At 63.1% G+C, this 12,985-nt stretch carries 10 protein-coding genes and 6 tRNA genes; 14 read left to right on the forward strand and 2 right to left on the reverse strand.

The genetic code is table 11. The annotated features are described in order from the left end of the window. The first annotated feature begins 46 nt into the window (after positions 1 to 46). From gltX to GYA95_RS03710, 12 genes are all read left to right on the forward strand, one after another. On the forward strand, positions 47 to 1,528 hold the full coding sequence (gltX, locus tag GYA95_RS03655) for a glutamate--tRNA ligase (protein WP_015269425.1): 1,482 nt from the start codon (positions 47 to 49) through the stop codon (positions 1,526 to 1,528). A 245-nt stretch (positions 1,529 to 1,773) separates the two neighbouring features. Further along, positions 1,774 to 1,849, forward strand: a tRNA-Ala gene (locus GYA95_RS03660). 72 nt (positions 1,850 to 1,921) lie between these two features. Further along, a tRNA-Glu gene (locus GYA95_RS03665) sits at positions 1,922 to 1,997 on the forward strand. A gap of 53 nt (positions 1,998 to 2,050) precedes the next feature. After that, positions 2,051 to 2,126 (forward strand) — tRNA-Ala (locus GYA95_RS03670). Positions 2,127 to 2,167: 41 nt separating this feature from the next. After that, positions 2,168 to 2,243 (forward strand) — tRNA-Glu (locus GYA95_RS03675). 60 nt (positions 2,244 to 2,303) lie between these two features. Continuing rightward, a tRNA-Ala gene (locus tag GYA95_RS03680) sits at positions 2,304 to 2,379 on the forward strand. 42 nt (positions 2,380 to 2,421) lie between these two features. Beyond that, positions 2,422 to 2,497 (forward strand) — tRNA-Glu (locus GYA95_RS03685). A gap of 173 nt (positions 2,498 to 2,670) precedes the next feature. Beyond that, positions 2,671 to 3,210 carry a TetR/AcrR family transcriptional regulator gene (locus tag GYA95_RS03690; protein WP_013971594.1) on the forward strand — a complete coding sequence of 180 codons (540 nt, stop codon included), beginning with the start codon at positions 2,671 to 2,673 and terminating at the stop codon, positions 3,208 to 3,210. Positions 3,211 to 3,225: 15 nt separating this feature from the next. Next, positions 3,226 to 4,107, forward strand: coding sequence for an alpha/beta fold hydrolase (locus GYA95_RS03695; RefSeq protein ID WP_015269426.1), 882 nt, complete (start codon positions 3,226 to 3,228; stop codon positions 4,105 to 4,107). A 140-nt stretch (positions 4,108 to 4,247) separates the two neighbouring features. Beyond that, the gene (locus GYA95_RS03700; protein WP_015269427.1) at positions 4,248 to 4,682 is read left to right on the forward strand and encodes an acyl-CoA thioesterase; all 435 of its coding nucleotides are present in this window, start codon (positions 4,248 to 4,250) and stop codon (positions 4,680 to 4,682) included. 51 nt (positions 4,683 to 4,733) lie between these two features. Beyond that, a complete protein-coding gene (locus tag GYA95_RS03705) occupies positions 4,734 to 5,705 on the forward strand; it encodes a tRNA dihydrouridine synthase (RefSeq protein ID WP_015269428.1) in 972 nt (323 codons plus the stop codon). 172 nt (positions 5,706 to 5,877) lie between these two features. After that, a complete protein-coding gene (locus GYA95_RS03710; protein ID WP_003260273.1) occupies positions 5,878 to 6,321 on the forward strand; it encodes an Hsp20 family protein in 444 nt (147 codons plus the stop codon). A 100-nt stretch (positions 6,322 to 6,421) separates the two neighbouring features. Here the strand turns inward: GYA95_RS03710 and GYA95_RS03715 are convergent, their stop codons facing one another. Next, positions 6,422 to 9,718, reverse strand: a complete 3,297-nt coding sequence (locus GYA95_RS03715; RefSeq protein ID WP_015269429.1) for a PAS domain S-box protein — start codon at positions 9,716 to 9,718, stop codon at positions 6,422 to 6,424. A 62-nt stretch (positions 9,719 to 9,780) separates the two neighbouring features. Further along, entirely contained in the window at positions 9,781 to 10,659 is an 879-nt protein-coding gene (locus GYA95_RS03720; RefSeq protein ID WP_015269430.1) for a LysR family transcriptional regulator, read from the reverse strand. 131 nt (positions 10,660 to 10,790) lie between these two features. Here GYA95_RS03720 and leuC point away from each other — a divergent pair, with 131 nt between their 5' ends. Continuing rightward, complete coding sequence (gene leuC / locus GYA95_RS03725) at positions 10,791 to 12,224, forward strand: 3-isopropylmalate dehydratase large subunit (RefSeq protein WP_013971600.1); 1,434 nt, start codon at positions 10,791 to 10,793, stop codon at positions 12,222 to 12,224. Then, positions 12,221 to 12,865, forward strand: a complete 645-nt coding sequence (gene leuD, locus GYA95_RS03730) for a 3-isopropylmalate dehydratase small subunit (protein WP_015269431.1) — start codon at positions 12,221 to 12,223, stop codon at positions 12,863 to 12,865. Before leuC ends, leuD begins: the two co-directional genes overlap by 4 nt. Positions 12,866 to 12,985: the final 120 nt, after the last annotated feature.

The following is a 12,985-nucleotide window of genomic DNA, read 5'->3' on the forward strand; positions in this document are numbered from 1 at the left end:
CCTGCTAACATCCCGCCTTTGTTTCATCTTTCGTTCGAGACTCTCCATGACCACCGTACGCACGCGTATCGCGCCATCGCCTACCGGCGACCCCCATGTCGGCACTGCCTACATCGCCCTGTTCAACTACTGCTTTGCCAAGCAGCACGGCGGTGAGTTCATCCTGCGCATCGAAGACACCGACCAGCTGCGCTCCACGCGCGAGTCGGAGCAGCAGATCTTCGATGCCCTGCGCTGGCTCGGCATCGAATGGAACGAAGGTCCGGACGTCGGCGGCCCGCACGGCCCTTACCGGCAGAGCGAGCGTGGCGAAATCTACGCCAGGTACGCCAAGGAGCTGGTTGACGCCGGCCATGCCTTCTACTGCTTCTGCACCGCCGAAGAGCTGGAGCAGATGCGCGCAGAGCAGCAAGCCCGTGGCGAAACCCCGCGCTACGACGGCCGCGCGCTGCTGCTGAGCGCCGAGGAAGTGCAGCGCCGCCTGGACGCTGGCGAGCCGCACGTGATCCGCATGAAAGTGCCGAGCGAAGGCGTGTGCGTGGTACCGGACATGCTGCGTGGTGATGTCGAGATCCCGTGGGACCGCATGGACATGCAGGTGCTGATGAAGAACGACGGCCTGCCGACGTACTTCCTGGCCAACGTGGTCGACGACCATCTGATGGGCATCACCCACGTGCTGCGCGGCGAAGAGTGGCTGCCATCGGCACCCAAGCTGATCAAACTGTACGAATACTTCGGCTGGGAACAGCCCAAGCTGTGCTACATGCCGCTGCTGCGTAACCCGGACAAGTCCAAGCTGTCCAAGCGCAAGAACCCGACCTCGGTGACTTTCTACGAGCGCATGGGCTTCATGCCCGAGGCGATGCTCAACTACCTGGGCCGCATGGGCTGGTCGATGCCGGACGAGCGCGAGAAGTTCTCGCTGGCCGAGATGGTCGAGCACTTCGACCTGTCGCGTATCTCGCTGGGCGGCCCGATCTTCGACATCGAGAAGCTGTCCTGGCTGAACGGCCAGTGGCTGCGCGAACTGTCGGTCGAGGAGTTCGCCGCGCGCCTGCAGAAGTGGGCGTTCAACAGCGACTACATGATGAAGATCGCCCCGCACGTGCAAGGCCGGGTGGAAACCTTCAGCCAGGTTGCCCCGCTGGGCGGGTTCTTCTTCGAAGGCGCGCTGAAGCTGGACGCCAAGCTGTTCGAAAGCAAGAAGCTGTCGGCCGACCAGGTACGCCAGGTGATCCAGCTGATCCTGTGGAAGCTCGAAAGCCTGCGTCAGTGGGAAAAAGAGCGCATCACCGGTTGCATCCAGGCGGTGGTCGAGGCGCTGGAGCTGAAGCTGCGTGATGCCATGCCGCTGATGTTTGCCGCCATTACCGGCCAGGCCAGCTCGGTTTCGGTGCTGGACGCGATGGAAATCCTTGGCCCGGACCTGACCCGCTACCGCCTGCGCCAGGCCCTGGACCTGCTGGGTGGTGTGTCGAAGAAAGAAAACAAAGAGTGGGAAAAGCTGCTGGCCTCTATCGCCTGACAGTGGTCCCGAGGCCATAAGCCGAACTTGTGGGAGCGGGTAAACCCGCTCCCACGGGGCTCAGTGTTCAGTTTTGGCAAGGGGAGGGCGGTAAGTGATTGTTATCTGTGAAAAATTTTTTGAATATTTTGAAAAATTCGTTTGACAGCCCTGCAATCCGATCTTAATATGCGCCCCGTCCACAGCGATGAACGAAAACGAAACGCCAGGCACCCAGCCAGCGCTTCGGTTCAAGGCGACATTGTGGGGCTATAGCTCAGCTGGGAGAGCGCCTGCATGGCATGCAGGAGGTCAGCGGTTCGATCCCGCTTAGCTCCACCAAATTCCGTCTGGCAGCCAAGGCTGTCGGGCAAGACCGGGTCCAGCAACCGGGTCTTGAAGGTAAGAAGGTTAGTCCCCTTCGTCTAGTGGCCTAGGACACCGCCCTTTCACGGCGGTAACAGGGGTTCGAGTCCCCTAGGGGACGCCAGTTTTGCACAAGCGATGTTTCAGGATGTCGCTGGGCCGAGAGGCTAGAAATCCGGGGCTATAGCTCAGCTGGGAGAGCGCCTGCATGGCATGCAGGAGGTCAGCGGTTCGATCCCGCTTAGCTCCACCAATTTGCCGCGGTTCGCGAAAGCGGATCGGCACGAAGGTTACGTCCCCTTCGTCTAGTGGCCTAGGACACCGCCCTTTCACGGCGGTAACAGGGGTTCGAGTCCCCTAGGGGACGCCACTTTTCCTGCGTTTTGCAGGGCTTTAAAGGCTCGTCGATTACTGATGAGCCTTTTGTTTCGGGGCTATAGCTCAGCTGGGAGAGCGCCTGCATGGCATGCAGGAGGTCAGCGGTTCGATCCCGCTTAGCTCCACCATTTCTGCCGCGGTTCGCGTAAGCGGATCGGCACGAAGGTTACGTCCCCTTCGTCTAGTGGCCTAGGACACCGCCCTTTCACGGCGGTAACAGGGGTTCGAGTCCCCTAGGGGACGCCACGTTTACCCGCGTTTTGCGGGACTTTGAAGGCTCATTCGATTATTGAATGGGCCTTTTGTTTTTCTCCCCTAATCAAAATTTCGCGACCGACAGGCGGCTGCAGATTCTGCTTGCCAAAAAATATTATGCGAATAATATTTTGATCATCATATTTTTGTTGGCGAGTGGCCTGATGAGCGACAAGAAGAGCAGAACCCGCGAGCGCATTCTCGAGGCGGCGCGAAGTGCGCTGATCCAGCACGGCCCGGCCGAGCCCAGCGTCAGCCAGGTCATGGGTGCGGCAGGCCTGACCGTCGGTGGTTTCTACGCCCACTTCGACAGCAAGGACGAGTTGATGCTCGAAGCGTTCCGCCAGTTGCTGGGCGAGCGCCGCGCCTTGCTCGCGCAGATCGACCCCAGCCTCGATGGCGCCGGGCGGCGGGCGCTGGCCAGTGCGTTCTATCTGTCGCGCAAGCACCGTGATGCCGAAGTGCATGCCTGCCCGCTGCCCAATTCGCTGGGCGAGATGCAGCGCCTGCCAGAGGCCTTCCGCGAGGTTCTGGCCGAGCACATCGAGTTGATGGCTGCCGCCATGGTCGACCGCCCCGAGGACGCCGACAAGGCATTGGCCGACCTGGCCCTGATGGTTGGTGGCCTGGCGCTTGCCCGTGCCCTGGGCACCAGCGAACTGTCCGATCGTATTCTGCGCGCCGCCAAATCGGCGGTGCTTTGAGCCTGGAGCATGGCGATGACTACCCTGAGCTGGATTCGTGGTGTCAATGGCACCTTGGGCCGCCTGGCCCCCGAGCATGTCGCGGGCAAGATGCGCCGTGCCTTCATGACTCCTCGCAACCTGCCGCCACGGGATTGGGAGTTGCCCGTGCTGGCCAGCGCCGAGCGCATCACTTTGCGCTTCGGCTTGTCGGCCTTGCGCTGGGGCAAGGGGCCGACCGTGCTGATGATGCACGGCTGGGAGGGGCGCCCGACCCAGTTTGCCGCGTTGATCGAAACCTTGGTCCAGGCGGGGCACACGGTGGTGTCGCTGGAGGGGCCGGGGCATGGCCGTTCGCCTGGCGAACAGGCAAATGTGGTGTTGTTTGCCCGAGCGCTGCTGGAAGCTGCCGCCGAGCTGCCGCCGCTGCGCGCGGTTATTGGCCATTCCATGGGCGGCGCCAGTGTATTGCTGGCCTTGCAGATGGGGCTGCGTACCGAGGCAGCGGTAAGCATCGCTGCCCCGGCGCGGCTATTGGGCGTACTGCGTGGCTTTGCCCATCGTCTGGGTCTGCCGGCGCGGGCGCGGGCTGCATTCATTCGCCAGGTGGAGCGGGATGTGGGCATGCAGATTGCGCGGCTGGATGTGACGGGTTACCAGTTGGAGTTACCCGGGCTGGTGGTGCATGCCGCCGATGATGCCTTGGTCGCAGCCGATGAGGCCCGGGTTATCCACAAGGCCTGGTTCGATAGCCGCCTGATGCTGCTGGAGGCGGGTGGCCACCAGCGCGTGCTGTCCGATCCGCGCCTGAGTGAAGCGGTGCTGGAGCTGCTGGCCCGGGCTGGCGCGGTGCCTGTAGGAGCGGCCTTGTGTCGCGATGGGCTGCGCAGCAGCCCCGGCAATCTGTGTCGGGACTGAGATTTTGGGGCCGCTGCGCGCCCCATCGCGACACAAGGCCGCTCCTACAGGGACCGCGTAGCCCCGCAGGCAAGTGCAGAAGGGCTGGACTTTCCCTCGGCGGTCCCTGCTAAATCCACTTTTGCTCCAAGGAAGCGAACATGAGCTGGGACTTGGCAACACCCTTCGTCATCGACCTGCGCGTCGGTAGCGAGGATATCGACGGCCTCGGCCACGCCAACAACGCGGTCTACGTCACCTGGCTGGAGCGCTGCGCCTGGCGCCATTCCCAGCGCCTGGGCCTGGACCTGGCCGAATATCGCCGGCTGGACCGGGCCATGGCGGTGGTGCGCCACGAAATCGACTACCTGGCTGCTGCCTACGAGGATGACGAGTTGCAACTGGCCACCTGGATCATCGACTGGGACCAGCGCCTGCGCATGACCCGGCGCTTCCAGCTCAAGCGCCCGCGCGACGGCGTGACTTTGCTGCGCGCCCAGACCACCTTTGCCTGCATCGAGCTGTCCAGCGGCAAGCCCAAGCGCATGCCGGCGGAGTTCCTCGACGGTTACGGCCCGGCGCTGATCGGCGCCTGAAACACCGGCAATTTTTGTTAAACTGCCGGCTTTTTCCGCCGAGACCCCGACATGCAAATTGCCCTGGCCCCCATGGAGGGGCTGGTCGACAACATCCTGCGCGACGTGCTGACCCGCGTGGGCGGTATCGACTGGTGCGTCACCGAGTTCATTCGCGTGTGCGACCGCCTGCTGCCGCCTTCCTCGTTCGACAAGCTGGCGCCCGAGTTGCGCAATGGCGCACGGACCGCTGCAGGGGTACCAATGCGCGTGCAGTTGTTGGGGTCGGACCCTGTGTGCCTGGCGGAAAACGCCGCGCTGGCCTGCCAGTTGGGCGCGCCGGTGATAGACCTGAACTTCGGTTGCCCGGCCAAGACCGTGAACAAGTCGCGCGGTGGAGCGGTGCTGCTCAAGGAGCCGGAGCTGCTGCACGCCATTGTGCGTGAAGTGCGCCATGCCGTGCCGGCACATATCCCGGTCACCTCGAAGATGCGCCTGGGTTTCGACAGCCCCGATGGCGCGCTGGAGTGTGCCATGGCGCTGGCCGAAGGCGGTTCGGCGCACCTGGTGGTACATGCGCGGACGAAGGTCGAGGGCTACAAGCCCCCGGCCCACTGGGAGTGGGTGGCGCGGGTGCAGGATGTGGTCAAGGTGCCAGTGTTCGCCAACGGCGAGATCTGGACCGTGGATGACTGGCGGCGCTGTCGTGAGGTCAGTGGCGCCGAAGATATCATGCTGGGCCGTGGGCTGGTTTCGCGCCCCGATCTTGGGCTGCAGATTGCCGCGGCGCGTGACGGGCGGGAGTACCAGCCGATGAGCTGGGACGACCTGCTGCCGTTGCTTCGCGAGTTCTGGCGTCAGGCCCAGGCCAAGTTGTCGCCGCGCTATGCACCGGGGCGGATGAAGCAGTGGCTGGCGATGCTGACCCGCAGTTATCCCGAAGCGGTTGTGCTGTTTGCCGAATTGCGGCGGGAAGATGACTGTGCGCGGATCAGCCGGTTGCTGGGGGTTGAGGCGGTTACCTTGGAGGCTTGTGTTGCCTGATCCGGCCCTTTCGCGGGCGTGCCCGCGAAGAGGCCATCAAATCCAGTGCAGGAATCCAGATTTTTTCTGCTCCCCCCTTGAAAGCATTTCCCCCGGCCATATCTCTTGAGTACGCGATGCCGAAGTCGGGTCGCGTAATGACTTACTTGCTGAATCTCAGGAGTTCATGACCATGACTACCGCTTTCTCTCTCGCTCCACTGTTCCGCCATTCCGTTGGTTTCGACCGTTTCAACGACCTGTTCGAATCCGCGGCACGTAACGAGGCCGGTAGCAGCTACCCGCCCTACAATGTGGAAAAGCATGGCGATGACCACTACCGTATCGTGGTTGCTGCAGCCGGTTTCCAGGAAGAGGACCTCGACCTGCAGGTTGAAAAAGGTGTCCTGACCGTGACCGGTGGCAAGCGCGACAATGGCCCTGCTGAAGTGACCTACCTGCATCAGGGTATCGCGCAGCGCGCCTTCAAGCTGTCGTTCCGCCTGGCCGACCATATTGAAGTCAAGGCCGCCGGCCTGGCCAATGGCCTGCTCAGCATCGACCTGCTGCGCATCGTGCCTGAAGAGGCCAAGGCCAAGCGCATTCCGATCAACGGCGACAAGCCAGCGCTGAACTGATCGTGTAGATGTGAAAAAGGGCACCCCTAGGGGTGCCCTTTTTTGTGGCGGCTGTCTTGCACAACATCCAGAAGCTGGCGCGATCACTGTGGGAGCGGTTTCAGTAATCCGCCGGCGCCTCCAGCAACATCTGCCGGAACTCCGGCAACGGCAGCGGCCGGCTGTGCAAGTACCCCTGGTACAGGTGGCACCCCAGCCGTTCCAGAAACTCCAGTTGTTCGGTCAGTTCCACCCCTTCGGCAATCACCGTCAACTCCAGGCTGCGAGCCATGGCGACGATAGCGCGGACGATTTCGGCGTCGTTGGGGTCTTCCGGCGCATCGCGCACGAAGGTCTGGTCGATCTTCAGCGCGTCCACTGGCAGGCGTTTCAGGTAGGTCAGCGAGGAATAACCGGTGCCGAAGTCATCCATGGCAAAGCTCACCCCGTAGCGCTTCAGCTCGCGCATCTTACTGATGGTGTCCTCCAGGTTCTGGATGACGATGCCTTCGGTAATTTCCAGCGTCAGCATTTGCCGTGGCAGGCGGTAATCGTCCAGGCTGCGCAGCACCCGCCCGACAAAGTCGTTCTGGCGGAACTGCCGTGGGCTGATGTTCACGCACAAGCTGAAATCATCGGCGTCGATCAGCCCGTCGCCGAGCATGCGTGCGCAGGCATCGCACGCTTCGTCGAGTATCCAGCTGCCAACCTCCAGGATCAGGCCGCTTTCTTCCAGCACCTGAATGAATTGCGCCGGTGGCTGCTGACCCAGTTGCGGATGATGCCAGCGCAGCAGCACCTCGGCACCGACGATGCGGTTGTCGCGCGCATCCACCTGTGGCTGGAAGTGCAGCGCCAACTCGCCGCGGGCCAGGGCCAGGCGCAGGTCGTTTTCCATGCGCAGGCGCTCGCTGGCAGCCTTCTGCATGGTGGTATGGAACAGCTGGGTGGTGTTGCGCCCGGAATCCTTGGCACGGTACAGGGCGATATCGGCACGCTTGAGCAGGTCTGCCGGGGTGGCGCCGTGGTCAGGGATCAGCGCCACGCCTATGCTGGGTGTTACCTGCAGGCGCTGGCCATCCAGCGACATCGGCTCGGCCAGCAGTTCGCGCAGGGTATCGGCCAGCCCGCGGACTTTCTCTTCGACCAGCTCGCGGCTGCCTTCCAGGCCGCTGAGCAATACCACGAACTCATCGCCACCCAGGCGCGCCACGGTGTCTTCCAGGCGCACACTGGCTTCCAGCCGCGCTGTGATGATCTTCAGCACCGTGTCGCCCACCGGGTGGCCCAGCGAGTCGTTGATGTGCTTGAAGTGGTCGAGGTCGAGGAACAGCAGGGCGCCGCGAAGGTTGTGGCGCCTGAGCAGGGCGATCTGCTGGCTCAGGCGGTCCATCAGCAGGGCGCGGTTGGGCAGGTTGGTCAGCGGGTCGTGGTAGGCCAGGTGGCGAATCTGTGCCTGGGCGTTTTTCAGCTGGCTGACATCGCGGGCGGTTACCAGCAGGCAGTCCACCTCATTGAGGGTGATCGGCTCCACCGACACTTCCACGGTGAGGATGTCGCCGCGCTTGTTGCGCCCTAGCATCTCGCGATGATGCACCCGGCCACGCTCGCGCAACTCGGCCAGCAGGGCGCTGCGCTGCTTGTCGTCGGCCCAGATGCCGATCTCGTACACCGTGCGGCCGACCACGTCGGCGGCGTTGTAGCCGGTCAGGCGGCAGAAACCGTCGTTGATTTCCAGGTAGCGACCGCTGTAGCGTTCGGTGATGGTGATGGCGTCAGGGCTGGAGTGGAAGGCCTTGGCAAACTTCTCCTCGCTGGACTTCAGCGCCGCCTCGGCGCGCTGCTGCTGGGTGATGTCGCGCAGGGTGGTAACACTGCAAGGCTGGTCATCGACGGTGATCAGGCGGCTGGAAATCACGCAGGTCAGCGGTGCCCCATTGCGGTGGTTGACCACTACGGCGACGTTGCTCAGGGCCTGCTCGCGGATTACCCGCTCGATGCGTTGCGCGCGCTCGATGGACTCCGCCCACAGGCCGATTTCCTCGGCGGTGCGGCCGATCACCTGCTCGGTGCTCCAGCCGAAGGTCTGGGTGAACGCCGGATTGATCTCGATGAACTGCCCGGTGTCCTGGCGGGTGACACAGATTGGGTCGGGGCTTACCTGGAACAGGCTGGCGAACTTCTCTTCCGAAGCGCTCAGGCGCTGTTCGCGCTCCACCTGGTCGGTGATGTCGAGCAAAGTGCCAGCCATGCGCAGCGGGTTGCCCTGCTCGTCGCGGTACAGCCGGGCGCGGCTTTCGATGTAGCGCGAGATGCCGTTTTCCAGCTGTACCCGGTAGGTGATCTGGTAGTTGCCGGCAGGTCCTTCGCGCAGGCTGCGGTAGGCCTGGCGCATGGAATTGCGCTCTTGCTCCGGGACCCCTTCGAAAAACGCGTCGAACGATTCGTGAAACGGGATGGGCGGCAGGCCGTGCAGCTGCGCGGCGCGCGCCGAACCGTAGAGCATGCCGCTGGGAATATGCCAGTCCCAGGTGCCCAGCTGTGCCGAATCCAGGGCCAGGTCCAGGCGCTCCTGGCTGTCCTTCAAGGCCTGCTCGGCACGTTTGCGCTCGGTGGTGTCGATAAAGGTGCTGAGCAGGAAGGTTCCGCCCTCCAGTTCGATGCCCTGGGTACAGAGGATGCCGTCATGTACCTTGCCGCTGGTAGCGCGGAACTGGACTTCCATTATCAAAGGGCCAGTGTTGCCACGGGTCGACTCCAGCAACTGGTGGCGCTGTTCGGGGTTTGCCCACAGGCCAAGCTCCAGGCTGGTCTTGCCGATCACCTGGCTACCGGGCCAGCCGAACATGTCTTCGAAGTGCTGGTTGACCTCGAAGATCATGCCGTCGTGGCGTCGGGTGAGCAAAATGGCATTGGGGCTGAGGTGGAACAGGGTGGCGAAGCGTTTTTCCGAATTGATCAACGCCGTTTCCCGCTCGCGCTGGCGGGTGATTTCACGGATCACCCCGATCATCTGCGGCCGGCCGTTCGGGTCGTGGGTCAGGCTGCCGTTGATCTCCAGCCAGTGCAGGCTGCCGTCCGGCCAGCGGATGCGGTGGCGCATGGCCTGCTCCACCGGTTCGCCGTTGAACACTGCCTGGAACACCTGGCGTGTGCGCGCACGGTCTTCCTCCGGCAGCAGGTCGAGGTAGTCGATATCTGCGGGGAGCGGGCGCTGCGGGTCGAAGCCGAACAGAGCCTGGGTGCCCCGTGACCAGCTCACCCGGCCGCTGTCGATATCCCATAGCCAGGCTCCCAGCCGTGCGCCGTTGAGTGCGGCCAGCAACTGTGGGGCGTTCTGCCAGGCCTGTTCCGACTCCTGAGGGTCGGCCGCTGGTATGCGCGGCAGGCGCAAAAAGCGATTCGCTGATTTGGGCATCGGTACCAGACCTTTGGCGTATGACGCGTCCTTGGAGGTGGCAATACCGGGCTGACGACCGGTCAGGCGGGCCCTGCGTGGCTGTCGAGCAGGGCCATGAATGCCCTGGCCGCGTTCGAAAGCGTACGCTCCGTGTGCAAAATGTAGCCTAGCTGGCGAGACAGCTGTATGCCCGGCAAGGCGATGGGTGCAACCTGTTCGTCGAGCATGGTGCGCGGCAGCACGCTCCAGGCCAGGCCGATGGACACCATCATCTTGATGGTTTCCAGATAGTTGGTACTCATGGCGATGTTCGGCGTCAGGCCCTGGCTTTCGAACAGGCGCTGAACAATGTGGTGGGTAAAAGTGTTGCCGCCCGGGAACACGGCCGGGTGGCGGGCGACGTCGGCCAGGCTGACCGTGTTGTTGTTGGCCAGCGGGTGCTCGGGAGCGGCGACGAAGTCCAGGGCGTCGTCCCATACCGGCACGGCCTTGACCAGGTGGTGCGGCTCGGGTGCCAAGGTGATAACGGCAATCTCCGCGCGGCCATGGAGGATTTCGTCGTAGGCCGCTTCCGAATCCATGAACTGAATATCCAGCGCCACTGCAGGGTATTCCCGGGTGAAGGCCCGCAGCAGCGGGGGTAGGCGGTGCAAGCCGATATGGTGGCTGGTGGCAAGGGTCAGCCGACCACTCACTTCCCCGGTCAAATTGGTCAGCGCGCGCCGGGTATCATCGAGGACGTTGAGGATCTGGTAGGCGCGGGGAAGCAGGGCGCGGCCCGCCTCGGTCAGGGTCACCTCGCGGCCCAGCCGGTCGAACAGGCGCACATCCAGTTGCTGTTCCAGTCCGGCGATGCGTTTGCTGACGGCCGGTTGAGTCAGGAACAGGCGGTCGGCCGCCCCGGAAAAACTACCGGTTTCGGCAATTGCGATGAAGGCGCTAAGGTTGGCCAGATCCATGGGGTCGCATTCCTGTTGGTTATCCAAAGCATAAAAATTATGAATTTGAGTTATTCAATCTAACCCCCTAGCATCGACCGCACAAGCCAAGGGGTCTTTGGCATAGAAAGACGCTGATGAGGAACAGTCTGATGGCTGGCAAAACGCTCTACGACAAACTCTGGGAAGCCCATGAGGTCAAGCGCCGTGATGACGGCTCGTCCTTGATCTACATCGACCGTCACATCATCCACGAAGTGACGTCGCCCCAGGCCTTCGAAGGCCTGCGCCTGGCCAACCGCAAACCTTGGCGCATCGACGCCAACATCGCCACGCCTGACCACAACGTGCCGACCACGCCAGAGCGCAAGGGCGGTATCGAGGCCATCGTCGACCAGGTGTCGCGCCTGCAGGTGCAGACCCTCGACGAGAACTGTGACGAATATGGCATCGTCGAATTCAAGATGAATGACGAGCGTCAAGGCATCGTCCACGTCATCAGCCCGGAGCAGGGTGCCACCTTGCCTGGCATGACTGTGGTCTGCGGTGACTCGCACACCTCCACCCACGGCGCCTTCGGTGCCCTGGCCCACGGCATCGGCACCTCCGAAGTGGAGCACGTGCTTGCTACCCAGTGCCTGGTCGCCAAGAAAATGAAGAACATGCTGGTGCGCGTGGAAGGCCAGTTGCCTGCCGGCGTAACCGCCAAGGACATCGTCCTGGCCGTGATCGGCAAGATCGGTACCGCCGGTGGTAACGGCCACGCCATGGAATTTGCTGGCAGCGCCATCCGCGAATTGTCGATGGAAGGCCGCATGACCATCTGCAACATGTCCATCGAAGCCGGTGCCCGCGTAGGCCTGGTGGCGGTGGACGACACCACTGTTGCCTATGTCGAAGGCCGCCCGTACGCGCCGAAGGGCGAGCAGTGGAAGCAGGCGGTCGAAGCCTGGAAAGGCCTGGTCTCCGACGCTGACGCGGTGTTCGACACCGTGGTCGAGCTCGACGCTGCGCAAATCAAGCCGCAGGTCAGCTGGGGCACTTCGCCGGAGATGGTCCTCGCTGTCGACCAGCGCGTGCCGGACCCGGCTGCCGAGCCTGACCTGATCAAACGTGGTTCGATCGAGCGTGCCCTCAAGTACATGGGCCTCGCCGCCAACCAGGCGATAACCGATATCAAGCTCGACCGCGTGTTCATCGGTTCGTGCACCAACTCGCGTATCGAAGACCTGCGCGCTGCCGCCGAAATCGCCAAGGGCCGCAAGGTCGCTGCCAACGTCAAGCAGGCGCTGGTGGTGCCGGGCTCGGGCCTGGTCAAGGCCCAGGCCGAGCGCGAAGGCCTGGACAAGATCTTCCTCGAGGCCGGTTTCGAATGGCGTGAGCCAGGCTGCTCGATGTGCCTGGCGATGAACCCGGACCGCCTGGAGAGCGGCGAGCATTGCGCGTCTACCTCCAACCGCAACTTCGAAGGCCGTCAGGGGGCCGGTGGCCGCACCCACCTGGTCAGCCCGGCCATGGCCGCCGCCGCCGCGGTGACCGGCCACTTCATCGATGTCCGCGAGTTGATCCAAGGGAGCGCAGCATGAAAGCCTTTACCCAGCACACTGGCCTCGTCGCGCCGTTGGACCGTGCCAACGTCGACACCGACCAGATCATCCCCAAGCAGTTTTTGAAGTCGATCAAGCGCACCGGCTTCGGCCCCAACCTGTTCGACGAGTGGCGTTACCTGGACGTGGGCCAGCCTTACCAGGACAACAGCAAGCGCCCGCTGAACAAGGAGTTCGTGCTCAACCACGAACGCTACCAGGGTGCCAGCGTGTTGCTGGCGCGGGAGAACTTCGGTTGCGGCTCCAGCCGTGAGCACGCCCCATGGGCGCTGGACGAGTACGGCTTCCGCAGCGTGATCGCGCCGAGCTTTGCCGACATCTTCTTCAACAACAGCTTCAAGAACGGCTTGCTGCCGATCATCCTCAGCGACGAGGAAGTCGACGAGCTGTTCAAGCAGGTCGAAGCCATCCCGGGCTATCAGCTGACCATCGACCTGCAGGCGCAGGCGGTGACCCGTCCGGATGGCAAGGTGCTGCACTTCGAGATCGATGCGTTTCGCAAGCACTGCCTGCTCAACGGCCTCGACGACATCGGCCTGACCCTGCAGGACAGCGATGCGATCAAGGCCTTCGAAGGCAAGCACCGCGCCGGGCAGCCTTGGCTGTTCCGTGATGCCTGAATGATGTAGTTGGGTTTGCTGGCCTCATCGCCGGCAAGCCAGCTCCCACAGGAACTCCACAGGTCTGAAGACTGTGGGTTCTCTGTGGGAGCTGGCTTGCCGGCGATAGGGCCAGTAGAG

The organism is Pseudomonas asiatica (assembly GCF_009932335.1).
In the GTDB taxonomy this organism is placed as follows: domain Bacteria; phylum Pseudomonadota; class Gammaproteobacteria; order Pseudomonadales; family Pseudomonadaceae; genus Aquipseudomonas; species Aquipseudomonas asiatica.